The organism is Paenibacillus sepulcri, from assembly GCF_042647105.1.
Classification (GTDB): domain Bacteria; phylum Bacillota; class Bacilli; order Paenibacillales; family Paenibacillaceae; genus Paenibacillus_Z; species Paenibacillus_Z sepulcri.
This window is the reverse complement of record NZ_JBHRUP010000001.1, coordinates 4567390-4590000: the sequence shown is the minus strand read 5'-3', so window position 1 is coordinate 4590000 and position 22611 is coordinate 4567390. Positions and strand designations below refer to the sequence as shown.

The 22611-nt window shown below is 47.4% G+C and carries 38 protein-coding genes (1 of these 38 only partly in view); 2 read left to right on the top strand and 36 right to left on the bottom strand.

The window, feature by feature from the left end; all coding sequences use genetic code 11:
• Positions 1 to 289, bottom strand: partial view of a stage II sporulation protein M gene (locus ACFOLF_RS20355; RefSeq protein ID WP_210046643.1) — the 5' end (the start) only. The gene continues 323 nt to the left of window position 1, outside the view; the window shows 289 of its 612 coding nt (coding positions 1-289); the start codon lies at positions 287 to 289; the stop codon falls past the left edge of the window.
• Between the two features lie 112 nt (positions 290 to 401).
• Here ACFOLF_RS20355 and pdaB point away from each other — a divergent pair, with 112 nt between their 5' ends.
• Positions 402 to 1205, top strand: a complete 804-nt coding sequence (gene pdaB, locus ACFOLF_RS20350) for a polysaccharide deacetylase family sporulation protein PdaB (RefSeq protein WP_210046644.1) — start codon at positions 402 to 404, stop codon at positions 1203 to 1205.
• 19 nt (positions 1206 to 1224) lie between these two features.
• Here the strand turns inward: pdaB and ACFOLF_RS20345 are convergent, their stop codons facing one another.
• Positions 1225 to 1854, bottom strand: a complete 630-nt coding sequence (locus tag ACFOLF_RS20345) for a KinB-signaling pathway activation protein (RefSeq protein WP_210046645.1) — start codon at positions 1852 to 1854, stop codon at positions 1225 to 1227.
• 199 nt (positions 1855 to 2053) lie between these two features.
• On the opposite strand from ACFOLF_RS20345, the gene gerD reads away from it, so the two are divergent.
• Entirely contained in the window at positions 2054 to 2731 is a 678-nt protein-coding gene (gene gerD, locus ACFOLF_RS20340; protein ID WP_210046646.1) for a spore germination lipoprotein GerD, read from the top strand.
• A gap of 99 nt (positions 2732 to 2830) precedes the next feature.
• On the opposite strand, the gene ACFOLF_RS20335 is transcribed toward gerD, so the two are convergent.
• The 34 genes from ACFOLF_RS20335 to rplB form a co-directional block, all read right to left on the bottom strand.
• Positions 2831 to 3931 (bottom strand): Mrp/NBP35 family ATP-binding protein, encoded by a 1101-nt coding sequence (locus ACFOLF_RS20335; RefSeq protein WP_210046647.1) that lies wholly within the window; start codon positions 3929 to 3931, stop codon positions 2831 to 2833.
• A gap of 211 nt (positions 3932 to 4142) precedes the next feature.
• Positions 4143 to 4916, bottom strand: a complete 774-nt coding sequence (gene cwlD, locus ACFOLF_RS20330; protein ID WP_210046648.1) for an N-acetylmuramoyl-L-alanine amidase CwlD — start codon at positions 4914 to 4916, stop codon at positions 4143 to 4145.
• A 127-nt stretch (positions 4917 to 5043) separates the two neighbouring features.
• Complete coding sequence (sat, locus tag ACFOLF_RS20325) at positions 5044 to 6210, bottom strand: sulfate adenylyltransferase (RefSeq protein ID WP_210046649.1); 1167 nt, start codon at positions 6208 to 6210, stop codon at positions 5044 to 5046.
• A gap of 18 nt (positions 6211 to 6228) precedes the next feature.
• On the bottom strand, positions 6229 to 6921 hold the full coding sequence (locus ACFOLF_RS20320) for a phosphoadenylyl-sulfate reductase (RefSeq protein ID WP_210046650.1): 693 nt from the start codon (positions 6919 to 6921) through the stop codon (positions 6229 to 6231).
• A 148-nt stretch (positions 6922 to 7069) separates the two neighbouring features.
• The gene (gene rpsI / locus ACFOLF_RS20315) at positions 7070 to 7462 is read right to left on the bottom strand and encodes a 30S ribosomal protein S9 (RefSeq protein WP_210046651.1); all 393 of its coding nucleotides are present in this window, start codon (positions 7460 to 7462) and stop codon (positions 7070 to 7072) included.
• A gap of 19 nt (positions 7463 to 7481) precedes the next feature.
• The gene (gene rplM, locus ACFOLF_RS20310) at positions 7482 to 7919 is read right to left on the bottom strand and encodes a 50S ribosomal protein L13 (protein ID WP_210046652.1); all 438 of its coding nucleotides are present in this window, start codon (positions 7917 to 7919) and stop codon (positions 7482 to 7484) included.
• 212 nt (positions 7920 to 8131) lie between these two features.
• On the bottom strand, positions 8132 to 8872 hold the full coding sequence (truA, locus tag ACFOLF_RS20305; protein WP_210046653.1) for a tRNA pseudouridine(38-40) synthase TruA: 741 nt from the start codon (positions 8870 to 8872) through the stop codon (positions 8132 to 8134).
• Positions 8873 to 9416: 544 nt separating this feature from the next.
• Positions 9417 to 9782, bottom strand: a complete 366-nt coding sequence (gene rplQ / locus ACFOLF_RS20300) for a 50S ribosomal protein L17 (protein WP_189000425.1) — start codon at positions 9780 to 9782, stop codon at positions 9417 to 9419.
• A 14-nt stretch (positions 9783 to 9796) separates the two neighbouring features.
• A complete protein-coding gene (locus ACFOLF_RS20295; RefSeq protein ID WP_210046654.1) occupies positions 9797 to 10741 on the bottom strand; it encodes a DNA-directed RNA polymerase subunit alpha in 945 nt (314 codons plus the stop codon).
• Positions 10742 to 10869: 128 nt separating this feature from the next.
• A complete protein-coding gene (gene rpsK, locus ACFOLF_RS20290) occupies positions 10870 to 11265 on the bottom strand; it encodes a 30S ribosomal protein S11 (RefSeq protein WP_125663943.1) in 396 nt (131 codons plus the stop codon).
• A gap of 18 nt (positions 11266 to 11283) precedes the next feature.
• Positions 11284 to 11652 carry a 30S ribosomal protein S13 gene (gene rpsM / locus ACFOLF_RS20285; RefSeq protein ID WP_210046655.1) on the bottom strand — a complete coding sequence of 123 codons (369 nt, stop codon included), beginning with the start codon at positions 11650 to 11652 and terminating at the stop codon, positions 11284 to 11286.
• A 17-nt stretch (positions 11653 to 11669) separates the two neighbouring features.
• A complete protein-coding gene (gene rpmJ / locus ACFOLF_RS20280; RefSeq protein WP_003333770.1) occupies positions 11670 to 11783 on the bottom strand; it encodes a 50S ribosomal protein L36 in 114 nt (37 codons plus the stop codon).
• Between the two features lie 46 nt (positions 11784 to 11829).
• A complete protein-coding gene (gene infA, locus ACFOLF_RS20275) occupies positions 11830 to 12045 on the bottom strand; it encodes a translation initiation factor IF-1 (RefSeq protein ID WP_015847200.1) in 216 nt (71 codons plus the stop codon).
• Between the two features lie 2 nt (positions 12046 to 12047).
• Entirely contained in the window at positions 12048 to 12320 is a 273-nt protein-coding gene (locus ACFOLF_RS20270; RefSeq protein WP_210046703.1) for a KOW domain-containing RNA-binding protein, read from the bottom strand.
• 14 nt (positions 12321 to 12334) lie between these two features.
• Positions 12335 to 13096, bottom strand: a complete 762-nt coding sequence (gene map, locus ACFOLF_RS20265; RefSeq protein WP_210046656.1) for a type I methionyl aminopeptidase — start codon at positions 13094 to 13096, stop codon at positions 12335 to 12337.
• Positions 13093 to 13746, bottom strand: a complete 654-nt coding sequence (locus tag ACFOLF_RS20260) for an adenylate kinase (RefSeq protein WP_210046657.1) — start codon at positions 13744 to 13746, stop codon at positions 13093 to 13095. The genes map and ACFOLF_RS20260 overlap by 4 nt, the downstream gene beginning before the upstream one ends.
• Positions 13747 to 13834: 88 nt before the next feature.
• Positions 13835 to 15136: a preprotein translocase subunit SecY gene (gene secY / locus ACFOLF_RS20255; RefSeq protein ID WP_210046658.1), complete on the bottom strand. Its 1302-nt coding sequence runs from the start codon at positions 15134 to 15136 to the stop codon at positions 13835 to 13837.
• On the bottom strand, positions 15137 to 15577 hold the full coding sequence (gene rplO / locus ACFOLF_RS20250; RefSeq protein ID WP_210046659.1) for a 50S ribosomal protein L15: 441 nt from the start codon (positions 15575 to 15577) through the stop codon (positions 15137 to 15139).
• Between the two features lie 50 nt (positions 15578 to 15627).
• On the bottom strand, positions 15628 to 15807 hold the full coding sequence (rpmD, locus tag ACFOLF_RS20245; RefSeq protein ID WP_189000446.1) for a 50S ribosomal protein L30: 180 nt from the start codon (positions 15805 to 15807) through the stop codon (positions 15628 to 15630).
• 13 nt (positions 15808 to 15820) lie between these two features.
• A complete protein-coding gene (gene rpsE, locus ACFOLF_RS20240; protein ID WP_210046660.1) occupies positions 15821 to 16318 on the bottom strand; it encodes a 30S ribosomal protein S5 in 498 nt (165 codons plus the stop codon).
• A gap of 31 nt (positions 16319 to 16349) precedes the next feature.
• Complete coding sequence (gene rplR / locus ACFOLF_RS20235; protein ID WP_210046661.1) at positions 16350 to 16715, bottom strand: 50S ribosomal protein L18; 366 nt, start codon at positions 16713 to 16715, stop codon at positions 16350 to 16352.
• A 65-nt stretch (positions 16716 to 16780) separates the two neighbouring features.
• On the bottom strand, positions 16781 to 17323 hold the full coding sequence (rplF, locus tag ACFOLF_RS20230) for a 50S ribosomal protein L6 (RefSeq protein WP_210046662.1): 543 nt from the start codon (positions 17321 to 17323) through the stop codon (positions 16781 to 16783).
• Positions 17324 to 17353: 30 nt separating this feature from the next.
• Positions 17354 to 17752 carry a 30S ribosomal protein S8 gene (gene rpsH, locus ACFOLF_RS20225; protein WP_189000457.1) on the bottom strand — a complete coding sequence of 133 codons (399 nt, stop codon included), beginning with the start codon at positions 17750 to 17752 and terminating at the stop codon, positions 17354 to 17356.
• 32 nt (positions 17753 to 17784) lie between these two features.
• Complete coding sequence (locus ACFOLF_RS20220) at positions 17785 to 17970, bottom strand: type Z 30S ribosomal protein S14 (protein ID WP_169281342.1); 186 nt, start codon at positions 17968 to 17970, stop codon at positions 17785 to 17787.
• Between the two features lie 20 nt (positions 17971 to 17990).
• Positions 17991 to 18536, bottom strand: coding sequence for a 50S ribosomal protein L5 (gene rplE / locus ACFOLF_RS20215; RefSeq protein WP_210046663.1), 546 nt, complete (start codon positions 18534 to 18536; stop codon positions 17991 to 17993).
• A gap of 32 nt (positions 18537 to 18568) precedes the next feature.
• Entirely contained in the window at positions 18569 to 18922 is a 354-nt protein-coding gene (rplX, locus tag ACFOLF_RS20210) for a 50S ribosomal protein L24 (RefSeq protein WP_210046664.1), read from the bottom strand.
• A 47-nt stretch (positions 18923 to 18969) separates the two neighbouring features.
• On the bottom strand, positions 18970 to 19338 hold the full coding sequence (rplN, locus tag ACFOLF_RS20205; RefSeq protein ID WP_210046665.1) for a 50S ribosomal protein L14: 369 nt from the start codon (positions 19336 to 19338) through the stop codon (positions 18970 to 18972).
• A gap of 43 nt (positions 19339 to 19381) precedes the next feature.
• Entirely contained in the window at positions 19382 to 19645 is a 264-nt protein-coding gene (gene rpsQ / locus ACFOLF_RS20200; RefSeq protein WP_189000461.1) for a 30S ribosomal protein S17, read from the bottom strand.
• A gap of 56 nt (positions 19646 to 19701) precedes the next feature.
• Positions 19702 to 19902, bottom strand: a complete 201-nt coding sequence (rpmC, locus tag ACFOLF_RS20195) for a 50S ribosomal protein L29 (RefSeq protein ID WP_210046666.1) — start codon at positions 19900 to 19902, stop codon at positions 19702 to 19704.
• A complete protein-coding gene (gene rplP, locus ACFOLF_RS20190) occupies positions 19892 to 20326 on the bottom strand; it encodes a 50S ribosomal protein L16 (RefSeq protein WP_210046667.1) in 435 nt (144 codons plus the stop codon). The genes rpmC and rplP overlap by 11 nt, the downstream gene beginning before the upstream one ends.
• Before the next feature lie 3 nt (positions 20327 to 20329).
• Positions 20330 to 20998, bottom strand: a complete 669-nt coding sequence (rpsC, locus tag ACFOLF_RS20185; RefSeq protein ID WP_210046668.1) for a 30S ribosomal protein S3 — start codon at positions 20996 to 20998, stop codon at positions 20330 to 20332.
• A gap of 13 nt (positions 20999 to 21011) precedes the next feature.
• On the bottom strand, positions 21012 to 21347 hold the full coding sequence (rplV, locus tag ACFOLF_RS20180) for a 50S ribosomal protein L22 (RefSeq protein ID WP_210046669.1): 336 nt from the start codon (positions 21345 to 21347) through the stop codon (positions 21012 to 21014).
• A 43-nt stretch (positions 21348 to 21390) separates the two neighbouring features.
• On the bottom strand, positions 21391 to 21672 hold the full coding sequence (rpsS, locus tag ACFOLF_RS20175) for a 30S ribosomal protein S19 (protein WP_189000472.1): 282 nt from the start codon (positions 21670 to 21672) through the stop codon (positions 21391 to 21393).
• A 67-nt stretch (positions 21673 to 21739) separates the two neighbouring features.
• Positions 21740 to 22570, bottom strand: coding sequence for a 50S ribosomal protein L2 (gene rplB / locus ACFOLF_RS20170; RefSeq protein ID WP_210046670.1), 831 nt, complete (start codon positions 22568 to 22570; stop codon positions 21740 to 21742).
• Between the last annotated feature and the right edge of the window lie 41 nt (positions 22571 to 22611).

Here is a 22611-nt window from a genome sequence, read left to right as displayed (position 1 = left end):
CCAAGAATATGAAAGGAACGATACCCAGAATCGCTCCCAGATACATCACAATAATGGACTTGATGGCATTATTGAAGAATATAAACACCATAAACCATAGTGTGGGGTTGCTGCTGTTATCAATGGTATCCGCCATTTGCTGGAGACCCGCCATTTGTCCCTGGATAAAGGAATCAAAACCGGGATTGGTAGCTCCTACGACAATACCGGCCAACATAATGACACAGCTAAAAATCAAATAATGGCGCATCGTACCCAAATGACGAAAAATTTCGCGCAAGCCAAACATAATGCTCACTCCTTTTTTTGCATCTATTTTCGCATCTGTGACGAATAAGTTGGTGGTACGAGCATAGATTGTACTAGAACAAGCCTCAATCCAGAAAGGAGCGCCCAATCCAATGAACATGTTTTATGTAATAAACGGCCAAAGGTTGAAACGTTACTTTTTCATCGCGATCGGCATCATATTTGCAGTCGGCGTCATTTATGCGGAAAAGGACAACATCACGGTATTTTCTCCACAGCAGCCAGCCGCTATCTACAGCGTGCCAACAGATAAGAAAGTAATTGCACTTACTTTTGACATCAGTTGGGGGGAGAAGCGGACCGAGCCTATTCTCGAAATATTGAAACAGAAAAATGTAACGGATGCTACGTTTTTCCTGTCTGCTCCCTGGAGTCAATCACATCCGGAGATCGTGAAGAAAATCGTTGACGCGGGATACGAAATTGGCAGTCATGGAAACAAGCACGAGAATTACAGTACACTTAATGATGATGAAATCCGCAAGCAAATCGAAACCGCTCATTCGGTTCTCACCCAAGTAACCGGCAAAACACCAACCTTGATTCGTTTACCTAACGGAGATTTTGACAAAAGGGTGCTGTCCATTGCCGAACAAATGAATTATAAAGTCATCCAATGGGACACCGATTCACTGGATTGGATGAACATCGGTACAGACAAAATTGTAAACCGCGTCGTCAGCAAAGCTCATCCGGGAGATATCGTTCTGATGCATGCCAGCGATTCGGTCAAACAAACCCATGAAGCGCTCCCTGCAATTATCGATCAGCTTCGTGAGAAGGGGTATGAATTCGTAACTGTCTCCGAACTTATCGCTCAAACCGAAGTGCAGGGCAAAACGGTACAGGATAAACCGACCATGCTGCAGCAAATGGCTGCTTCTACAGGTTTTTAAAGAACAAATCTAAAAAGAATTATACAGCCGATTTCGCATTTATTGCGGGGTCGGCTGTTCGTTTGCCCACAAGTCGGTGAAGCCACATAATTTGATATGCATTGCAAACAAACATCGGAATCACCATAAAGACGATTGCGCTCGGATTGCTTTCTTCCCCTGTCAGGGTCGGCCAGGATTCCAATATGGTTACCACGACCAATAAAAAAACAGTTGGAATAAATGCATGATTATTGGTTTGTTTCACTTTAAAATAGGCCACAAGCCACGCGGTTAAACCAAGAGCTACCGGCAACGACCAGAATATCCAATTATTCAAAAGCTCGCGATTGCCATACAAAATGTATCCAAGTCCGCCCAGCGCAAACAATGTTGTGTAGGCCTGCAGTGCATTCCATAAGTAACTTTTACGAAGAACGCTTAGTGCGATGTAATTAAGCGTCAAATAAGCAAAAAAGCCCATTTGACTAAATGCGCCAAATAATAATCCTACCAGAAGCATCATAAGCGCATTAAATCCTGCTGCCTGAAGTCCCAAAAAACCAAAGGATTGGTCGGTCCATTGCATAATACTTCCAACTATCATGGTCACGACACCGCCAACCGCCATCGTGCTCCAGAACAGGAAAAACCATTTGCGTAAATTCACTCTTTCGTTCACTCCTCGGAAGGTTCATGCAAAACCATGTCAACCTTTATTTTACCACGTTCACAACAAAAAGCTATGTCGTGTCCATGATAATACCTTGAACATTGTCGCATACTATTCATGAACTACCACATGACAATTCAGCAATGAAGTCTTCAAAAGCCAATGAATTCTTAGTCAGAAAGGAGATGGGGTTAGCATGCTCAAACGCTTCGCGTTGATTGGTTACATGATTGCACTGACACTCATTATAACGAGCTGCGGATCCGAGCCTTCAGGTGGCGGATCAAGCGAGGCGGTCAGTTATAAAGATATGAAATCAATGGTTATTGACATACTGAAGACCGAAGATGCCCAAAAAGCACTTCAGGAATCCGCAATCGCCACAGGATCCGGAAGCTCGGGCTTTACGTCAAAATTGCTGTCTGTTCAGGATCAGGAGCAGGTCAGATTGGCAGTGAAGGAAACATTAGTCTCTCCTGATTATAATAAAGTCATTGAGCGGTTGATGCTTGATACCCGGTTTGCAGGCGAATTTGCCAATGCTGTAAACAAGCAAAACAAACAAATCCATAAGGATCTGCTGAAGGATCCATCCTATCAGAAGGATCTCATTCAAGTTCTAAAAAATCCGGAAATGGATAAAATGATTCTCGAAGTACTGCAGAGCACTCAATATCGTTCTCAGGTGATGACGATTATGCAGGAATCGATGTCCAGTCCAATTTTCCGATTGGAGATTCTGGATCTGCTGAAGAAGGCGGTTAAGGAAGAACTTAAACCTAAACCGGATGAGAAGGTGCAGAAACCTTCTGAGAAGGAAGGCCAAAGCGAAGAGGACTCTGGAGGCGATATGTCCGATCAAGGCGGGGGCTAACTTTTAGTGAAAAATAAAACCCGCTCGTACGGGATCCGGTTCCACCGGTTCCCATATAAGCGGGTTTTATATTTACAATCCAGGTTTGGCTTCTGTTTCTTATGCTTCACATTTGGCAATCACTTTCTGGGCTATATCCGAATATAAACGGCCAATCTCCGTATCCGCTTTATATACAGATGGAGAGAAGTCTTCCTCGGAAGGATGATTATCCGGCGCACCCAGCGGGATTTGAGCCATTAACTCCGCATTCAGAGATTCCGCCAAACGTGCTCCGCCGCCGCGCCCGAACACATACTCCTTCTCACCGCTTTTACTTTCAAAATAAGACATGTTCTCCACAATGCCAAGAATTTCATGCTCTGTTTTAATCGCCATGGCACCAGCCCGAGCAGCTACAAAGGCGGCTGTTGCATGAGGGGTAGTAACAATGATTTCTTTGCTTTGCGGAATCATTTGATGAACATCAAGCGCGACATCACCGGTACCCGGAGGCAGATCAAGCAGCAGATAGTCCAGCTCGCCCCACTCGATCTCTGCAAAAAAATTGCGCAGCATTTTGCCGAGCATGGGCCCGCGCCAAACGATCGGTGCATTGTCCTCAACAAAAAATCCCATCGACATGACACGAACACCGAATTTTTCAATGGGAATGACCCTTTCGTTTATCACTTCAGGTCTCTCCTCAATTCCCATCATATCCGGAACGCTAAACCCGTAAATATCGGCATCGACGATTCCGACTCTCTTCCCTTGGCGAGCAAGCGCAACGGCTAAATTAACGGTGACCGTAGACTTGCCTACACCGCCCTTGCCGCTGGCAACCGCGATAAATTGCACTCCGCTGCCCGCATGGAGCAGTGGGTGGGCTTCAAGACCAGCCGAATGGCCGCGTAAGGGTGCACGGTTCCCTTCCGAGCCGCCGGCTGATGCATTCTTCGATCCATCCGCGCCTGCAGCGCCCTCCTCCGATGCTGCGGCCGCGCGGAAGCGGCTGTGAACCGTTTCTACTCCCAAACGTGCCATAGCCTCGCGCAGAGCCGCCTCAAACGCCGGCTGAGCCGCAGACTCGACGCCTTGAACCGTCAAAGAAACCTGACCCTCCTTCACCATTACATCACGGATGCTCACTTTGCCATCCTTGCTATATCGCACCGCTACAGCTTCAGCAGCTGAAATGGCTTCCTCACGAGTCAACATAAGTTCATCGTCACCTCATATTCAAATATATACGCAATACCGATCATAACGATATGTACATTATTGATTATATCACAAGAAGAACCAGCTATCGTCAGAGGAGATGCCCTGTGCCGTTTTTTGCGGTGAAATATTATAAGCTAAGTATGGTGGACGCATATACTTTTATTTAAAAAACCAACTCCTCCTTGCGGAGAAGCTGGCCATCACGTTACGATCCATTAGGAGTTCCCTTCCCCCATTTTTCTCCTGAGGAATAGCGAAGTATGCCTTGATACACGGAGGCCGCAACCATCTTTTGATAATTGGAATCCGCAAGACGACTTGCTTCGCCCGGATTTGAAAGAAATCCAACCTCGACCAGAGCACTGGGAATCTCTTCGGTAGCCTTCAACAGGTAAACCGTATTGACCTTGGCAGCCACCCGTTGGGTATTGTCCAGATTGCGTTTAATCTCCTCCTGGATGAAAGAAGCCAAAACCGCATTATCAGGATGATTGGGATAAAAGAAGGTTTGAGCGCCAGACCATTTTGGTGAAGGTATGCTGTTCATATGGATACTGATGAGCATTGAGGCGTTCTGGTCCTTCACGAATTGAGCGCGCCTCAGGAGATCCTCTGTTTTTCTTTTGCTGATTTTCTGGGTTCCTTCATTAGCCAGATCATAATCACCTTCACGCGTCATGACGACAACCGCCCCGGATTGCTGCAAGTAGTCGCGAAGCTGCAGCGCAATCGCCAGATTAAGATCCTTCTCAACAGCTCCCTGTTTACTTACCGCTCCGCCGTCAACACCGCCGTGCCCTGCATCAATGGCAATAATTTTCCCGGAAAGCGGCATGGTCCAGTACGTCCATGTACGGGTCGCAGGCACTTCCTGCGTCAGCAAAAGAACCGTCAACAATACAACCGACATGCCAACCACGATGCGTAAGGCTCCACGATATGTAATCCAGACAACGAATCGGTTACGAAAACCGCGCATACAAAAAACCACCCCAATCCCCAACAATGATAACGCAAGAGGCATGTCTTGCCTGCTCTCTTATCATCTTATGGGACGAGGTGGTCGGTTATGCGAATATCAGTTGTCCAATACAAATTGTTACCAACTAATTCACAGGCTGCTCTGACATGCCTTCGATCAAAATTTGAGCAACTTCCGGACGGGAGAACTCTGGAGGCGGACATATCCCGTCACGAAGCAGAGCGCGAACCTTGGTGCCTGACAGCGTCAGGTGATGCTCTTTATCATGCGGACATGTTTTGCTGGAAGCCATGTTGCCGCATTTCTTACAGAAGAAGCTGTGCTCAAAATAAAGCGGCGTTATGCCGAGCTCCTCCGCAGAGAAGGTGCGAAGCAACTCCTGAGCCTCGTAAGTCCCGTAGTAATCACCAACACCCGCATGATCACGGCCCACAATGAAATGCGTGCAGCCATAGTTTTTACGAACCATTGCATGAAAGATAGCTTCCCTTGGTCCCGCATAACGCATCGCCGCTGGAAAAACACCAAGAAACACTCGATCCTTCGGGTAATAATTCTCAAGCAAGGCAACGTAGCTCTTCATCCGCACATTAGCCGGCACGTCATCCGATTTGGTTTCGCCTACCAGCGGATTCAGAAAAAGTGCATCGACAATTTCCATTGCACATTTTTGGATATATTCATGAGCCCGGTGGACGGGATTGCGAGTCTGGAATCCCACGATGGTTTTCCAGCCGTTATCCGCGAAGATCTTACGGGTCTCGGCAGGATCGAAATAAAACTCATTAAACTTTTCCGGCTGAGGGCGGTTGATTACGGTTATGGGTCCACCAACATAAGTGGAAGGACGACCAAACAATTTGGCTACTCCGGGATGTTCTCGATCATCGGTTTTGAAAACATTGATGGCCTCAAGGTTCTGATCCACTTTGTAGATGCTCTCGATATCGATTACACCGTAAAGCACGCCATCTTCACCTGTCAGTGCCGCACGAGTCCCTACAGAGAGCTCTGCCGCCTTCTCATCCTCAACGGATAAAGTGATCGGAATACTCCACACAATGCCGTTAGCAAGACGCATTTTCTCTACAACAGAGTGATAATCGGCTTCGTTCAGGAAACCCGTGAGCGGCGAAAAAGCTCCAACACCTATTAAATCAAGATCAGATACAGCCCAGGTATTAATAACAATGGATGACAAGGTTGCCGCTTCCGCAACTAACGCATCACGCTGTGCTCCAGTGGCGATTCGATTGATGAGTTCGCCGCCATGCGGCTTTATGCTGCTCATTTATGCAAGTGCCTCCCTTTATTTATGCAATCCGCATTCTGTTTTTTCTTGTCCCGCCCAACGACCGGCACGCGGGTCCTCACCCGGCATGACCTGACGCGTGCAATGCTCGCAGCCAATGCTTGGGTAGTTATTATCATGCAGCGGGTTGTAATAAACATTATTCGTGCGGATATACTCCCAAACGTCCTCGGAAGTCCAGCTTGCGATTGGGTTGAACTTCACCAGACCAAACTTGGTGTCATACTCCACTTTTTTGGAATTGGCACGCGTCGGCGCCTGATCGCGGCGAATACCGGTAATCCAAGCTTCGTATTTGGACAAAATTTTGGTCAGAGGCTGAACTTTGCGAATATTGCAGCATTGATTGGCATCACTTTTCCAAAGCTCATCCCCGAATTGTTCGGCCTGCTGCTCTGGTGTAATCTCAGGTTTAACCTCAACAAAGTTCATGCCGTAAATTTCTTTCATCTTATCTCTTGTTTCATAGGTTTCTTTGAAGTGAAAATCGGTATCCAAGTAAAACACGTCTGTACTTGGGCTGATTTTTTGCAGCATATCAACGATAACTACATCCTCCGCACCAAAACTGCAGGCAAACGTAATGTTCGGAAAGGTTTCGATGGCAAATTTAATAATTTCCTGCGGTGATGCGTTTTCCAAATCCACTGCTTTTTGCGTTATAAGTGCTTCTTTCTCAAAAAGGTTCATATCTAATGCCTCCATTAACGAATTCCTAGTAAAGTGATCTACTTTAAATTATACGTCTAATGATGGTATTGTTCAATGACTTAAATGAGCCAATATGAAGAAAAATACCCCCTCTGGCCAGCAGAAGGGGCATTTTTCGTTGATTCGTTTAACGTTTCGAGAACTGAGGCGCGCGACGAGCCGCTTTAAGTCCGTATTTCTTACGTTCTTTCATACGTGGGTCACGTGTCAGGAAGCCTGCACGCTTCAGAGCTGGACGGAATTCAGGGTCTGCTTTGAGCAGAGCACGTGAAATACCATGACGGATGGCTCCGGCTTGACCGGAAATACCGCCGCCATGAGCAAGTACCAGTACATCGTACTTGTCCGTTGTATCTGTAAGATTAAGCGGTTGTTTCACGATCAGTTTAAGTGTTTCGAGACCAAAATACTCATTGAGGTCACGTTTATTGATAATGATTCGTCCTTCACCCGGCACAAGGCGTACACGTGCAACAGAGTGTTTGCGACGACCGGTTCCATAGTATTGAACTTGAGCCATGAAACTGTCCTCCCTCTAATTATCCGCGAAGTTCATAGACTTCCGGGTTTTGTGCTTGATGTGGGTGTTCCGATCCGGCATAAACTTTAAGTTTAAGCTTCATTTTGTCACCCAGACGGTTCTTAGGAAGCATGCCGTGAATGGCAAATTCCAGTACACGTTCTGGAGTTTTGTTGATCATATCCTGAGCATTAGTTATTCTCAATCCGCCCGGATACATGGAGTGACGGTAGTACAGCTTGTTTTGAAGCTTCTTACCTGTCAGATGAATTTTCTCTGCGTTGATTACTACAACGAAGTCGCCTGTGTCAACGTGCGGTGTGAATTCTGGTTTGTGCTTGCCGCGGATTAATGCAGCTGCTTCGCTTGCAAGACGACCCAGTGTTTTACCTTCCGCATCAATGACGTACCATTTGCGTTCAACTTCATTTGGCTTAGCCATATAGGTGGTGCGCATGGATGATCCTCCTTCTTCATTAAAACAACCGTTCTCATGTATGAAGAAACGATGTCGTTTCATCGATTCATTAACTTGTTTGATATACAATTTGGATGGCCAACTTAGTCGGGGCTGTGGGAGAGCCACTAAGAAAGCACAAGTTATATTTTACTATATACAGAACATAAGCGCAAGCATAATGTTTGGGCTATTTTTCGGTATGATTGCAGCTATTCCAAGTACTCTACTTCCCACAAATTCAGACCATGTGCCATGGCGGTCGGTCCGGCAGCAGAACGGTCCCGGGCTTCAAGAATGACAGAGACATCATCCGCAGTGAGTTTGCCTTCTCCTACAAGCAGCAGCGTCCCTGTAATGACCCGTACCATGTTGTATAAAAAACCGCCGCCTGAGATAAAAAGATCCAGCTTGCCGTCTTGCTCGTCAATACGCGCCTCAAATACGGTACGTATATGCGTTGTCTTGGTTGAACGTCTGGATGTAAAGGAACTGAAGTCATGTGTGCCTACAAGGGCAGCCAAGCCTTTACGCATCCCGTCAACACATAGAGGTGTAGGATGATGAAATCGGTAACGGCGTTCGAACACGTCCGGGAACTTATTCATATCAATTGAATAACGATACGTCTTGCGCTTGGCAGAATAGCTGGAATGAAACTCCGGCTCCACTTCATCCACGCTGCGGATAACGATGTCTGTCGGCAGTCTCGTATTAAGAGCAATCGCCCACCGCTCAACCGGAATTGCCGCTGCTGTGTGAAAATTAAATACTTGCCCGCGCGCGTGAACGCCGGCATCCGTTCTTCCGGAACCGATGATATGAACCTCTTCGCCGCTTAGCTTCTTGATGGTATCCTGAATCACATCCTGGATCGTATTTCCGCCAGGCTGCGTTTGAAAGCCATAATAGCGGGTACCGTCATAGCTGACGACCACCCTCAGATTCCGCATCCCACACCTCCTCTCCGACAAATTGCTCAGTTGATATTGCGCGTATGGCGATTGTTCAGTGCTCTGTTTGTTACTAAATCTGTTCTTGCTCCAGCTTGAACTGCTGGCAGGTCAGTCGTTGTTACTAGATGTGTTTTCTATTGTTGATCAGCTGTTGCTTATGTTTGTCTTGTTACTCTATTGCTTGTCGGTCTGCAACAAACAAACTGCTCTGTATCTTTGCCATAAAGGCTACAAGCCTTTAAAGACACGGCAGCGAGTTCAACAGCTATATAGAGAATTCTCCAACCATACCACCGATAGTCAGTATAATTTCCAGACATACTGGTGCAGCGAGAAGAGCCGTAGGGTAGAGCACAGAAGGGCCGAAGAGCTTACTTCCTGCCTTTGTCCACATGTGATTACCTTATCATTCAATTCAATATCCTACGTGGACAACAGCATCCGCCGCCCCTTCTTTAGCTTGTACCGAAGGCTCGTCCGAGCCGAGCCGCATTTAATGGCACAAAAAAAAGGTGGCCGCAAGGTCCACCCTTTCGTTTGTTTACGCGCGGTCCACGAGTTCCAAATAAACCATTGGTGCCGCGTCACCGCGACGAGGTCCCAATTTCAAAATACGTGTGTATCCGCCCGGACGTTCCGAGTAACGGGTAGCCAGCTCGGAAAACAGTTTTTGTATTGCATCTTGCTCGCCATCGATTGATTCGCGACGTACAAAAGCAGCTACTTGACGACGAGCGTGAAGATCACCGCGCTTAGCAAGCGTGATCAGCTTCTCTGCGATCGGGCGAAGCTCTTTCGCTTTCGCTTCAGTCGTTTGAATCCGCTCATACAGGAACAAGTCAGTGCAAAGATCGCGGAATAATGCTTTACGCGAACTAGCGTCACGGCTCAATTTTGAATATGCCATCGATTTTCCCTCCTTTATTCTTCCATACGGAGGCCAAGACCGAGTTCTTCGAGCTTCTCTTGAACTTCCTCTAAAGACTTGCGTCCAAGGTTGCGGACTTTCATCATGTCTTCTTCGGTTTTCGTTATCAGCTCTTGAACGGTGTTGATGCCTGCACGCTTGAGACAATTGTAAGAACGTACGGAGAGATCGAGTTCTTCAATCGTCATCTCTAGTACTTTTTCTTTTTTGTCTTCTTCTTTTTCTACCATGATTTCGGCATCCTTGGCTTCATCCGTAAGTCCCACGAATAAATCAAGATGCTCGGTCAAAATTTTGGCGCCGAGGCTAACAGCCTCTTCCGGCCTGATGCTGCCATCGGTCCAAACTTCCAATGTCAGCTTATCATAGTTCGTTACTTGGCCAACGCGGGTGTTCTCAACCGTATAGTTGACGCGCGTAATTGGCGTGTAGATCGAATCGACTGGAATTACACCAATCGGCTGATCTTCCCGTTTGTTACGATCCGCTTGAACGTAACCGCGTCCGCGATTGGCGAATACACGCATATGAAGCCGTGCACCGGAAGCCAGAGTAGCGACATGAAGATCAGGGTTTAAAATTTCGACATCGCTATCAGCGCGAATATCGCCCGCCGTAACGTTGCCATCGCCTTCAGCGTCAATTTCCAATACCTTCTCTTCGTCGGAATGGATTTTGAGTGAAAGCCCTTTGAGGTTCAGAATGATCTCGGTTACGTCCTCCATCACACCTGGAACCGTCGAGAATTCATGAAGCACGCCGTCGATCTGAACTGATGTTACAGCAGCACCCGGCAATGACGACAACAGGATTCTGCGTAGCGAGTTCCCGAGCGTCGTCCCGTATCCGCGTTCCAACGGTTCAACTACGAAACGTCCGTAAGTGCCTTCCTCGTTCAGCTCTACGGTTTCGATTTTCGGCTTTTCGATCTCAATCACTAATAGTCCCCTCCTTCAAAACGTCGCTCCGTTACCATGATCGCAATTGAAGTCTAATCATGTAGTATGCCAAACCTTCACAACCATTATTCACAAGTTGTCGATATTTGATACCACACCCGACTAGACTATACGCGACGACGTTTCGGCGGACGGCATCCGTTATGCGGAACAGGCGTTACGTCCTTAATGAGGTTAACTTCAAGACCAGCTGCCTGCAGGGAGCGGATTGCCGCTTCACGACCTGCACCTGGACCTTTAACCATGACTTCAACTGCTTTCATACCATGCTCCATTGCAGCTTTGGCAGCGGATTCGGCAGCCATTTGAGCTGCGAAAGGCGTGCTTTTACGGGAACCTTTGAAACCAAGGTTGCCTGAGCTTGCCCAGGAGATCGCGTTGCCGTGCGGATCAGTGATAGTAACAATCGTGTTATTGAACGTTGAACGGATGTGTGCCACACCCGATTCAATATTTTTACGGTCACGACGTTTTGTACGAACCGCTTTTTTCGGTTTTGCCATTTGAGTTATCCCCCCTTGTTATTTCTTCTTGTTCGCTACAGTCCGACGAGGACCTTTACGCGTACGAGCATTGGTTTTCGTCCGTTGACCACGAACCGGAAGACCACGACGGTGACGAACACCGCGGTAGCAGCCAATTTCGATCAGACGTTTGATGTTAAGAGAAATTTCACGACGAAGGTCGCCTTCCACCTTAACGGATTTATCAATCGTTTCGCGCAGTTTGCTGACTTCATCTTCAGTCAGGTCGCGAACGCGTGTCTGTTCACTGATACCTGTAGTACTCAGAATCTTGTGGGCAGTTGTTGTGCCGATACCAAAAATGTAGGTCAGAGCAATGACGACGCGTTTATCACGCGGTAAGTCTACACCAGCAATACGTGCCATGTACCGTTATCCCTCCTTTATCCTTGTTTTTGTTTGTGTTTCGGATTTTCACAAATCACCATTACATTGCCTTTGCGGCGAATGACTTTGCATTTTTCGCAGATCGGCTTGACCGAAGGTCTGACCTTCATTGTGATTACCTCCCGAATTCTTTCGTTAGCAAAACCGTATACCGGCTTACTTCCGATAGGTAATGCGTCCTCTAGATAGATCATAAGGCGACAACTGGATGACCACTTTATCTCCTGTCAGGATACGGATAAAATGCATTCTTAGTTTACCCGATACATGAGCCAGAATTTGGTGTCCATTTTCCAGTTCAACCTTGAACATGGCGTTAGGCAGCGGTTCAATTACCGTACCTTCAACTTCAATGACATCTTCTTTAGCCACAGTCAATCTCCTTTCCCTTGCGCTGCTTTCTGAATCGCAAAACGCAGCTTAGCATTCGTAACACGGCCGGTTTCCCGCATGCTGTCCGTCACTTCATGACTGACGACCGGCTGCATCCTTAGATGCAGTACGTTCTTCTTCTTCGGTTGATCGAAGCGCCGCTTGTCACCGTCTGCGATAAGGACGAATTTCTCATCGACGATGCCGATAATAACAGCATAGCCGCCTTCTTCCTTACCACGCAGTATCTGGACTATGCGGCCGATTTCCGGCATATGTTCCAATGCGTTCAACCTGCCTGCTCCCTTGGTAGGGTTAATATTTCACAGCCATCTGCCGTCACGGCCACAGTATGCTCAAAATGTGCGCACCATGAACCGTCTTCGGTAACGACCGTCCAATTATCCTCCAGCGTACGTACGTAACGCTCCCCGATGTTGACCATCGGTTCAATCGCGAGCACCATGCCCGGTTTGAGCCTGGGCCCGTGATTGGGCATGCCGTAATTCGGAATCTGTGGCTCTTCATGGAGGCTGGCTCCAATGCCGTGACCAACATATTCACGAACAACGGAGAAGCCAGCAGCTTCGATCACTTGTTGAATCGCATGCGAGATCGTAAACAACCGAACATCCGGTTTAACGAGCGCCAGACCAGCATAAAGTGACTCTTCCGTCACTTCCAACAGTCTGTTCGTCTGCTCACTGATACTGCCAACGCCGTAGGTCCAGGCGGAATCACCATGGTATCCTTTGTACTGCGCACCAATATCAATGCTGATAATGTCGCCATCATTCAGTTTGCGTGAGCCCGGAATTCCATGTACCAGCTCTTCATTGACAGAAGCGCAAATGCTGGCAGGAAATTGATTGTATCCTTTAAAAGATGGAATGGCATTTTGACTGCGGATGTAAGTTTCCGCGATCCCGTCCAATTCCTTGGTTGTAATACCAGGACGAATGGATTGTTTCAACAACCGGTGCGTTTCGGCAACGATTCGGCCAGCTTCTCTCATATATTGCAATTCCGACTCGGATTTGCATATAATCATTCGGCTGTTCCCCGTAGAGCAGAAACAATCTCCGTCGTTACTTCATCAATCTCTCTCTCTCCGTCCACCTCGCGCAGGATCCCTTTGCCCGAGTAATAATCCAGAAGAGGAGCTGTTTTTGAGATGTACTCGTCAAGACGAGTACCGACTTTCGCTTCCGTATCGTCTGACCTCTGATACAGCTCGCCGCCGCATTTATCGCAAATGCCTTCTTGCTTTGGCGGATTGAACATAATGTGGTAGGTCGCACCACAAGATTTACAAATGCGGCGACCGGTCAGACGCGCAAGCAGCAGACCGCGGTCAACTTTTAAGTTAACAACATGGTCAATGCTTCGACCCATTTCAGCAAGCATACCATCCAAAGCCTCGGCTTGCTGTAGTGTCCGTGGAAAGCCGTCTAGCAGGAATCCTTTTTGGCAATCTTCAAGCTGCAGACGTTCACGAACGATTCCGTTCGTAATTTCGTCCGGTACGAGAAGACCTTGATCGACGTATTCTTTAGCCTTCTGTCCCAGAGGCGTGCCTTGTTTCATGGCCAGTCGGAACGCGTCACCCGTAGAGATATGGGGAATTCCGAAGGTATCCACTATTCTCTCGGCTTGCGTACCTTTACCGGCGCCTGGAGGGCCCATGAATAAAATGTTCATTAGCGTGTTCCTCGCTTTAAGCACAATAGGCTCTAAGCGGGTTCCGTTACGCTATAACCTGAACGGAAGCCCGATTTTGAACCTATCGTTATTTATTGATAAACCCTTTATAGTGGCGCTTGATCAATTGGGTCTCGATTTGTTTCATCGTATCAAGCGCAACGCCGATAACGATAAGCAGCGAGGTTCCGCCGAGTCTGACATCTGCCGGCAAGCCAGCCATTTTACCGAATATAACCGGCAAAATTGAGATGAGTGCCAAGAATATCGCACCACTCAGTGTGATTCTGGACATGACTCGTGTGATATAAGAAGAGGTTGGCTTACCAGGGCGTATGCCTGGAATGTAGCCTCCATTTTTCTTCATCTGGTCAGCCATTTGTACCGGATTAATCTGTACAAAGGTATAGAAGAACGTGAATGCCAGAATCAATATTACATACAGTACCATACCCAGAGGCGCGTCATATGTCAAATTATCCTTTACCCATACCGCCCAGCCATGCGTTGACCAGAACTGTGAGATGGTAACGGGAAATAACAAAAGCGATGACGCGAAGATGACCGGAATAACGCCTGCTCCGTTCACTTTCAGCGGAATGTGTGTAGATTGACCACCGTACATTTTACGTCCAACTACGCGTTTAGCATACTGAACCGGTATTTTTCTAATTCCCTGTTGGACAAAGATAACCCCAACCACGATCGCGACTATAACGATGAGAAGAACAACCACTTTTATGATGTTAAGAAAAAGGGTGTCTCCAGCATCTACAAACTCTTGTGTATAGATAGATCGAATGTGCCGCGGAATGGAAGCAACGATACCGGCAAAGATCAGGACCGAGATCCCGTTACCGATACCCTTCTCCGTTATCTGCTCACCGAGCCACATAAGGAAGGCTGTACCTGCTGTCAGGACGATGGCTATCATCAGATAGTCACCAAACGCTGCACCTGGAATCATTTCGTACTGGTATTGACGGTTAAATCCAATCGCCGTACCGAAACCTTGAATTAACCCTAGTACGATCGTACCATAACGTGTAATTTGTGCAAGCTTGCGTTTTCCATTTTCTCCTTCTTTTGCCCACTCGGCAAATTTAGGAATGACATCCATCGACAATAATTGCACGATGATGGAAGCCGTAATGTAAGGCATAATTCCAATCGCGAAAATCGAGAACTGGAACAATGCTCCACCTGAGAATGTGTTCAGCAAACCAAACAAATCAGCTCCGGACTGGTCAACACTCTTAAATACATCTTTATTGACGCCTGGCACCGGAATAAAGGAACCAATCCGGTAAACGAGCAAGATGAACAATGTGAACAAAATCCGCTTGCGAAGGTCTTCCACTTTCCAAATGTTGGACACGGTCTTGAACAATTAGATCACCTCGGTTTTACCGCCGGCAGCCTGGATTTTCTCTACCGCAGATTGAGAGAATTTGTTTGCTTTTACCGTAAGCTGAACAGTGATATCGCCATTGCCGAGAACTTTAATACCACTCTGCGGGTTTTTGACAATTCCTTGCTCGATAAGCAACTCTGGCGTGATTTCAGTGCCGGCTGCAAAATTGTTCAACTCATCGATGTTCACAATCGCATACTCTTTACGGAATGGGTTGTTAAAGCCGCGTTTAGGAACACGACGATACAACGGGTTTTGTCCGCCTTCGAAACCTGGACGAACACCACCGCCGGAACGGGCGTTCTGACCTTTGTGACCACGACCAGCTGTTTTGCCGTTACCGCTACCGATACCCCGACCTTTACGGAATGCTTCTTTGCGGGATCCTGGTGCTGGTGTGAGCTCATGCAATTTCATCGTAGGTTGCACCTCCTTATAATTTCTTGTGCCGCAAGCGGCACTATATCTTATACTTCCTCAACTTTGACCATATGGCTGACAGTGTTCACCATACCACGGACTGCCGGGTTATCATTATGGACAACCGATTGACGAATTTTACGCAGTCCGAGCGATTGAATCGTTGCACGTTGCTTCTCGTTACGACCAATCAGGCTGCGAACGAGGGTGATCTGCAATTTTGCCATCGTGTTCCCCTCCTTAACCTAAAAGCTCTTGTACGGTTTTTCCACGCAGTTTGGCAACATCTTCAGCGCGTTTCAGGCGGGAAAGCCCTTCAAGCGTTGCGTTAACCATATTCATGGAGTTCGAAGAACCCAGTGATTTTGTAAGAATGTCGCCTACTCCTGCAAGCTCAAGAACGGCACGAACAGGACCGCCTGCAATCACTCCGGTACCTTCCGATGCCGGTTTGAGCAATACGCGTCCTGCGCCAAAATGTCCAAGAACCAGATGCGGGATCGTTGTCTTAACAAGTGGTACATGGATCAGGTTTTTCTTGGCATCGTCGATGCCTTTGCGGATGGCATCCGGAACTTCGCCCGCTTTGCCGATTCCTGCGCCCACATATCCTTTGCCGTCTCCGACAACTACAAGCGCGCTAAAGCTGAAACGGCGTCCGCCTTTTACAACTTTGGATACGCGGTTGATTTGAACTACTTTCTCAGTCAGTTCTAAAGTATTCGGATCTATACGCAAGTCGTTTTACCTCCTTATTAAGGTTTCTCAATTAGAATTGAAGTCCAGCTTCGCGAGCCGCATCAGCCAGAGCCTGTATTCTACCATGGTACAAGTATCCACCGCGATCGAAAACGACTTTCTCAACGCCTTTCGCTTTCGCGCGTTCAGCGATGAGCTCACCGATTTTGCGAGCCGATTCAACGTTGCCGCCGTTGCCTACGTCAGTAACTTCTTTATCCAGCGTAGAAGCCGATGCAATCGTTACACCTTGAACATCATCAATCAGTTGTGCATAGATGTGTTTGGAGGAACGGAATACAGCAAGACGCGGACGCTGCACGGTTCCATTGATTTTCTTACGAACACGCAGGTGACGTTTCAAACGCGCTTTGTTTTTATCGCCTTTTGTAATCATTCGTTGTACACTCCTTTCTTACTGTCCTTTATGATGCTATCCGATTAAACAGCTGCAAGAGCTATTTATTTTTTCTTACCGGCTTTACCTTCTTTACGAATAATGCGCTCACCTTCGTACTTGATCCCTTTGCCTTTATACGGCTCTGGTTCACGTACAGAACGGATTTTTGCAGCAGTTGCGCCAACGAGTTCTTTGTCGATACCACGAACGATGATCTTGGTGTTCGAAGGAACGTCAAACTCGATGCCGCCTTCAGGCGTGATTTCAACCGGATGGGAGTATCCAACGTTAAGGACAACTTTGTCACCGGCCTTGCTTGCACGGTAACCAACGCCCACGAGCTCCAGTGATTTCGTGAAACCTTCAGTTACGCCACTCACCATATTAGCGATAACGCTGCGCGTTGTGCCATGCAGGGAGCGGTGCAATTTATTGTCAGTCGGACGTTCGATTGTGATTACGCTGTCCTCCACAACCACTTTCATGTCCTTGTGAATCGTGCGGCTCAGCGAACCTTTCGGTCCTTTAATTGTAATAAAGCTGTTGTCCAAGTCGATGTTTACGCCACCTGGTACTTGGATCGGTTTACGGCCAATACGAGACATTGTTACACCTCCAATCGTTGTGACAGTTTCTTACCAAACGTAGCAGACGACTTCGCCGCCCGATTTCACTTGGCGTGCTTCTTTATCGGTCATAACCCCTTTAGACGTTGAAATGATTGCCATTCCAAGGCCGCCTAGAACACGAGGGACTTCAGTGCTTTTCGTGTAAACGCGCAGTCCCGGTTTGCTGATACGTTTCAGCCCGGTAATGACACGTTCTTGATTGGGACCGTATTTCAAAAAGATACGGATAATCCCTTGTTTGCTATCTTCGATATACTCAGCGTCGCGGATAAAGCCCTCGCGTTTCAAAATTTCTGCGATTTGCTTCTTCACCTTCGAAGCAGGCATTTCAACCGTCTCATGACGCACAACGTTTGCGTTTCGGATACGCGTGAGCATATCTGCAATCGGATCAGACATAACCATTGTGAGAACCTCCTTCCCGATACTTAAGCTGATTACCAGCTTGCTTTTTTAACGCCAGGAATCTGGCCTTTGTATGCTAATTCACGGAAACAAATCCGGCAAATTTTAAACTTTTGCAAAACGGAATGCGGACGGCCGCAACGCTCACAGCGTGTATAAGCTTGCACTTTGAATTTCGGTGTGCGCTGTTGCTTGATCTTCATCGAAGTTTTTGCCACTTGGTAGTACCTCCTGTGGATTACTTCGCAAACGGCATGCCCATTTGGGTCAGCAGTTCACGAGCCTCTTCGTCCGTTTTTGCCGTCGTGACGATGACGACGTCCATACCACGCACTTTATCAACTTTATCATACTCGATCTCCGGGAAGATAAGTTGTTCTTTCAAGCCGAGTGTATAGTTACCACGACCATCAAACGCTTTGTTCGATACGCCGCGGAAGTCGCGAACGCGTGGGAGCGTTACGTTAAACAGTTTATCAAGGAAATAGTACATGCGCTCGCCGCGCAATGTAACTTTGACCCCGATTGGCATATTTTCGCGAAGTTTGAAACCAGCGATGGATTTCTTCGCGCGTGTGACTACCGGCTTCTGTCCGGAAATCAAGCGAAGGTCTTCAACAGCAGTGTCAAGCACTTTGGAGTTGGAAACAGCCTCACCAACACCCATGTTGATAACAATTTTCTCGATTTTCGGCACTTGCATGACGGTGGTGTAATCAAATTTCTGCATCAAAGCAGGTGTAATGTCATTCAGGAAACGATCTTTCAATCTTGTTGTAGCCATGTAACGTGGACCTCCTTTCCGCTATCGGTCAATTAATCGATTACCTCACCGGATTTTTTAGCGACCCGGACTTTTTTACCGTTGTTGAGCGTTTTGTATCCGATACGGGTTACTTTACCGCTCTTTGGATCAATGTGCATAACATTTGAAACGTGAATTGGCGCTTCCTGCTCGATAATTCCACCCTGCGGGTTAAGCTGGGAAGGACGAGTATGCTTCTTCACCATGTTGACGCCTTCGATGAGAACACGATTTTCTCGTGGATACGCAGCAATGACGCGGCCTTTCTTGCCTTTGTCTTTACCGGTAATGACCATGATCGTGTCATCTTTTTTGACGTGCAATTTATTGTTATGGGACTCTAACACTTTTTTCAAGCGTGGCATGAGTTACACCTCCTGCATTCTTGCGTATGGTTCGCAAGATGATTTCTTTAGATAACTTCCGGTGCAAGCGATACGATTTTCATAAAGTCACGATCGCGAAGTTCACGAGCAACTGGTCCGAAAATACGTGTACCGCGCGGGCTTTTGTCTTCCTTTACGATAACCGCTGCATTCTCATCAAATGAGATGTATGAACCGTCTTTACGGCGAACCGCACGCTTCGTACGTACGATAACCGCTTTAACAACATCACCTTTTTTGACAACGCCACCTGGTGTTGCTTGTTTAACGGAACAAACGATCAAATCGCCGATATGGCCTACACGACGCCCAGTACCGCCCAGTACACGAATACACATCAATTCTTTCGCGCCAGAGTTGTCAGCAACGGCCAAACGCGTAAATGGTTGAATCATTTCAACGTCCTCCTTCCGTCCAAATGCTTAAAAACAAGCATTTTTACAAAATAATAGCTGCTTCAACGATTTCGACAAGGCGGAACCGTTTGTCTTTTGAAAGCGGACGAGTCTCCATAACCTTGACAGTATCGCCAATCTTAGCTTGGTTGTTCTCATCATGTGCTTTGAATTTCTTCGTGTATTTGATGCGTTTATGGTAAAGATCATGCTTTTTGTAGGTTTCTACAGCAATCACGATGGTTTTATCCATTTTGTCGCTCACGACTTTTCCGATTTGAACTTTGCGCGCATTACGTTCGCTCATTGTTCATCCTCCTTTCTTACGATAGAACCTGCATATCGTTCCCGGGATAGGAGCAATTAGCTGCTAATTCCGAGTTCTCTTTCATGAAGAATGGTTTTGGCGCGAGCGATATCCTTCCGCACATCACGAATACGTGTCGGATTTTCCAATTGACCAGTGGCCAACTGAAAACGAAGGTTAAAAAGCTCCTCTTTAAAACCATTCACTTTTTGTTCAAGCTCAGCAGAGGTAAGGTTGCGAAATTCATTAGCTTTCATTTGCTTCACCACCCACTTCTTCACGTTTCACGAACTTCGTTTTGATTGGAAGCTTGTGAGCGGCAAGACGCATTGCTTCGCGAGCGATTTCTTCCGAAACACCTGCAAGTTCAAACAATACTTTGCCTGGTTTTACAACAGCTACCCACTTCTCAACGTTACCTTTACCGCTACCCATCCGAACTTCAAGCGGCTTTTGTGTAATTGGCTTAGCAGGGAAAATTTTAATCCAAACTTTACCGCCACGTTTGATATAACGAGTCATTGCAATACGGGCAGCTTCGATTTGGCGGTTGGTAATCCATGATGGCTCCAGCGCTTGGAGGCCGAATTCACCGAAATGAACTTCAGTACCGCCTTTAGCGCGACCTTTCATGTGACCACGTTGTTGTTTACGGTGTTTGACACGTTTTGGCACCAACATTGATTAGTTGCCTCCTTCCTGGGGAGCAGCAGCTTTCTTCTTCGTAGGAAGGACTTCGCCACGATAGATCCATACTTTTACGCCGATGAGGCCGTAAGTGGTATGTGCTTCAGCTGTACCGTAGTCAATATCGGCACGAAGCGTATGAAGCGGCACTGTGCCTTCGCTGTATCCTTCCGAACGCGCGATTTCCGCACCGCCCAGACGACCGCTGACTGCTGTTTTAATTCCTTTTGCTCCGGAACGAATAGTCCGTTGAATGGATTGTTTCATAGCACGACGGAACGATACACGACGCTCAAGCTGTTGAGCAATGCTTTCAGCAACAAGAATTGCGTCCAGCTCCGGATGCTTGATTTCAGAAATGTTGATGTGTACTTTTTTGCCTTTGGAGATTTTAGCAAGCTCGGAGCGAAGGTTTTCAACCTCGGAACCGCCTTTACCAATAACCATACCAGGCTTGGCTGTATAGATTGTTACGTTAACGCGATTTGCAGCACGCTCGATTTCAAAGCGGGATACAGCCGCATCTCTCAATTTGTTCTTGAGATACTCACGGATTTTGACATCTTCCATAAGCAGCTCGCCGAAATCCTTGCCTGCGAACCATTTGGATTCCCAGTCACGGATAATACCGATACGTAGACCAACCGGATTTACCTTTTGTCCCACACGTTGTCCCTCCTTATTTTTCGGATACCACCAAAGTAATGTGGCTGGTTCTTTTATTAATCCGACTTGCACGACCCATGGCGCGCGGACGGAAACGTTTCATTGTTGGTCCTTGGTTTACAAAAACCTGAGCAACGACCAGCTTGTTTATATCCAATTGGTAATTGTGTTCCGCATTTGCAATAGCGGAGTTAAGCAGCTTCTCCACGATTGGGGAAGCGGATCTTGGCGTATGGCGCAAAATCGCGATTGCTTCGCCGACTTGCTTGCCGCGAATCAAATCCACAACCAGCTGTGCTTTGCGAGGTGCAATGCGGACGTGGTTAGCGCTCGCTTTAGCTTCTTGCATCGTTGAACCTCCTCTCGATCGATCATTCGAAACTTGTTATTGATTAACGACGGCCTGTCTTCTTGTCGTCATCACCATGTCCTTTGTATACACGTGTCGGCGCAAACTCACCGAGTTTGTGACCAACCATATCTTCCGTTACATAAACCGGTACATGCTTACGACCGTCATAAACAGCGAATGTATGACCGATGAATTGAGGGAAAATGGTTGAACGGCGAGACCAGGTTTTAACAACCGTCTTCTTGTCCGCCTCATTCAGCACTTCAACTTTTTTCAGCAGGTAGCCGTCGATAAACGGACCCTTCTTCAAACTGCGACCCATAGATGATCCTCCCTTCACGCTGGCTTTGCGTGACGCAGCGCGTCACGCGGCGGCGCTCATGCACCTATTACTTCGTACGACGACGAACAATGTATTGGCTCGATGCTTTTTTCTTCTTACGCGTTTTGTAGCCAAGGGTTGGTTTGCCCCATGGAGACATTGGCGATTTACGTCCGATTGGCGCACGGCCTTCACCACCACCATGCGGGTGATCGTTCGGGTTCATAACAACACCACGAACTTCAGGGCGTTTGCCCAGCCAACGGGAACGGCCGGCTTTACCGATTTTCACGAGCTCGTGATCCTCGTTGCCAACAGATCCGATTGTTGCACGGCAGGTTTTCAGAATACGGCGAACTTCACCAGAGGACAAACGGATAACCGCATAGCTTTCCTCTTTACCAAGAAGTTGAGCTTCTGTTCCGGCAGCACGAACCAGCTGTCCGCCTTTGCCAGGCTTCATCTCGATATTGTGGATAACCGTACCAACCGGAATGTTCTCCAGCGGCAATGCGTTACCGACTTTGATATCTGCATCTGCGCCGGACACGATTTGCGAGCCGACTTTCAGACCTTTTGGAGCGATAATGTAGCTTTTTGCACCATCCGCATAGTGGATAAGTGCTATGTTCGAGGTACGGTTCGGATCGTATTCGATCGTCGCAACATTACCTACTACACCATCTTTGTTGCGCTTAAAGTCGATAATCCGGTATTTACGTTTATGGCCGCCACCATGGTGACGAACCGTAATTTTACCTTGATTATTGCGTCCGGCTTTTTTGAAAAGCGGAGCAAGCAACGATTTCTCCGGTGTGCTTGTCGTGATTTCTTCGAACGTCGATACGGACATAGCACGACGAGCTGGAGATGTCGGTTTATACTTCTTAACTGGCACTTCGATTCCCTCCTTAACCGTTATCTTACGGTAAAGCTGCT

Bases quoted from the DNA above. Each gene is read 5' to 3' on its own strand.
- pdaB (WP_210046644.1), top strand. From the start codon at position 402: ATGAACATGTTTTATGTAATAAACGGCCAAAGGTTGAAACGTTACTTT.
- gerD (WP_210046646.1), top strand. From the start codon at position 2,054: ATGCTCAAACGCTTCGCGTTGATTGGTTACATGATTGCACTGACACTC.
- ACFOLF_RS20335 (WP_210046647.1), bottom strand. From the start codon at position 3,931: ATGTTGACTCGTGAGGAAGCCATTTCAGCTGCTGAAGCTGTAGCGGTG.
- cwlD (WP_210046648.1), bottom strand. From the start codon at position 4,916: ATGCGCGGTTTTCGTAACCGATTCGTTGTCTGGATTACATATCGTGGA.
- sat (WP_210046649.1), bottom strand. From the start codon at position 6,210: ATGAGCAGCATAAAGCCGCATGGCGGCGAACTCATCAATCGAATCGCC.
- ACFOLF_RS20320 (WP_210046650.1), bottom strand. From the start codon at position 6,921: ATGAACCTTTTTGAGAAAGAAGCACTTATAACGCAAAAAGCAGTGGAT.
- rpsI (WP_210046651.1), bottom strand. From the start codon at position 7,462: ATGGCTCAAGTTCAATACTATGGAACCGGTCGTCGCAAACACTCTGTT.
- rplM (WP_210046652.1), bottom strand. From the start codon at position 7,919: ATGCGCACCACCTATATGGCTAAGCCAAATGAAGTTGAACGCAAATGG.
- truA (WP_210046653.1), bottom strand. From the start codon at position 8,872: ATGCGGAATCTGAGGGTGGTCGTCAGCTATGACGGTACCCGCTATTAT.
- rplQ (WP_189000425.1), bottom strand. From the start codon at position 9,782: ATGGCATATTCAAAATTGAGCCGTGACGCTAGTTCGCGTAAAGCATTA.
- rpsK (WP_125663943.1), bottom strand. From the start codon at position 11,265: ATGGCAAAACCGAAAAAAGCGGTTCGTACAAAACGTCGTGACCGTAAA.
- rpsM (WP_210046655.1), bottom strand. From the start codon at position 11,652: ATGGCACGTATTGCTGGTGTAGACTTACCGCGTGATAAACGCGTCGTC.
- rpmJ (WP_003333770.1), bottom strand. From the start codon at position 11,783: ATGAAGGTCAGACCTTCGGTCAAGCCGATCTGCGAAAAATGCAAAGTC.
- ACFOLF_RS20270 (WP_210046703.1), bottom strand. From the start codon at position 12,320: ATGCCGGAAATCGGCCGCATAGTCCAGATACTGCGTGGTAAGGAAGAA.
- map (WP_210046656.1), bottom strand. From the start codon at position 13,096: ATGATTATATGCAAATCCGAGTCGGAATTGCAATATATGAGAGAAGCT.
- ACFOLF_RS20260 (WP_210046657.1), bottom strand. From the start codon at position 13,746: ATGAACATTTTATTCATGGGCCCTCCAGGCGCCGGTAAAGGTACGCAA.
- rplO (WP_210046659.1), bottom strand. From the start codon at position 15,577: ATGAAATTGCATGAGCTCACACCAGCACCAGGATCCCGCAAAGAAGCA.
- rpmD (WP_189000446.1), bottom strand. From the start codon at position 15,807: ATGGCAAAATTGCAGATCACCCTCGTTCGCAGCCTGATTGGTCGTAAC.
- rplR (WP_210046661.1), bottom strand. From the start codon at position 16,715: ATGATTACAAAAGGCGATAAAAACAAAGCGCGTTTGAAACGTCACCTG.
- rplF (WP_210046662.1), bottom strand. From the start codon at position 17,323: ATGTCTCGTATTGGCCGTAAACCGATCCAAGTACCAGGTGGCGTAAAC.
- rpsH (WP_189000457.1), bottom strand. From the start codon at position 17,752: ATGGTTATGTCTGATCCGATTGCAGATATGCTCACGCGTATCCGAAAC.
- rplE (WP_210046663.1), bottom strand. From the start codon at position 18,536: ATGGCTACAACAAGATTGAAAGATCGTTTCCTGAATGACATTACACCT.
- rplX (WP_210046664.1), bottom strand. From the start codon at position 18,922: ATGCCACGCTTGAAAAAAGTGTTAGAGTCCCATAACAATAAATTGCAC.
- rplN (WP_210046665.1), bottom strand. From the start codon at position 19,338: ATGATTCAACCATTTACGCGTTTGGCCGTTGCTGACAACTCTGGCGCG.
- rpsQ (WP_189000461.1), bottom strand. From the start codon at position 19,645: ATGAGCGAACGTAATGCGCGCAAAGTTCAAATCGGAAAAGTCGTGAGC.
- rpmC (WP_210046666.1), bottom strand. From the start codon at position 19,902: ATGAAAGCTAATGAATTTCGCAACCTTACCTCTGCTGAGCTTGAACAA.
- rplP (WP_210046667.1), bottom strand. From the start codon at position 20,326: ATGTTGGTGCCAAAACGTGTCAAACACCGTAAACAACAACGTGGTCAC.
- rplV (WP_210046669.1), bottom strand. From the start codon at position 21,347: ATGCAAGAAGCTAAAGCGAGCGCTAACCACGTCCGCATTGCACCTCGC.
- rpsS (WP_189000472.1), bottom strand. From the start codon at position 21,672: ATGGGTCGCAGTTTGAAGAAGGGTCCGTTTATCGACGGCTACCTGCTG.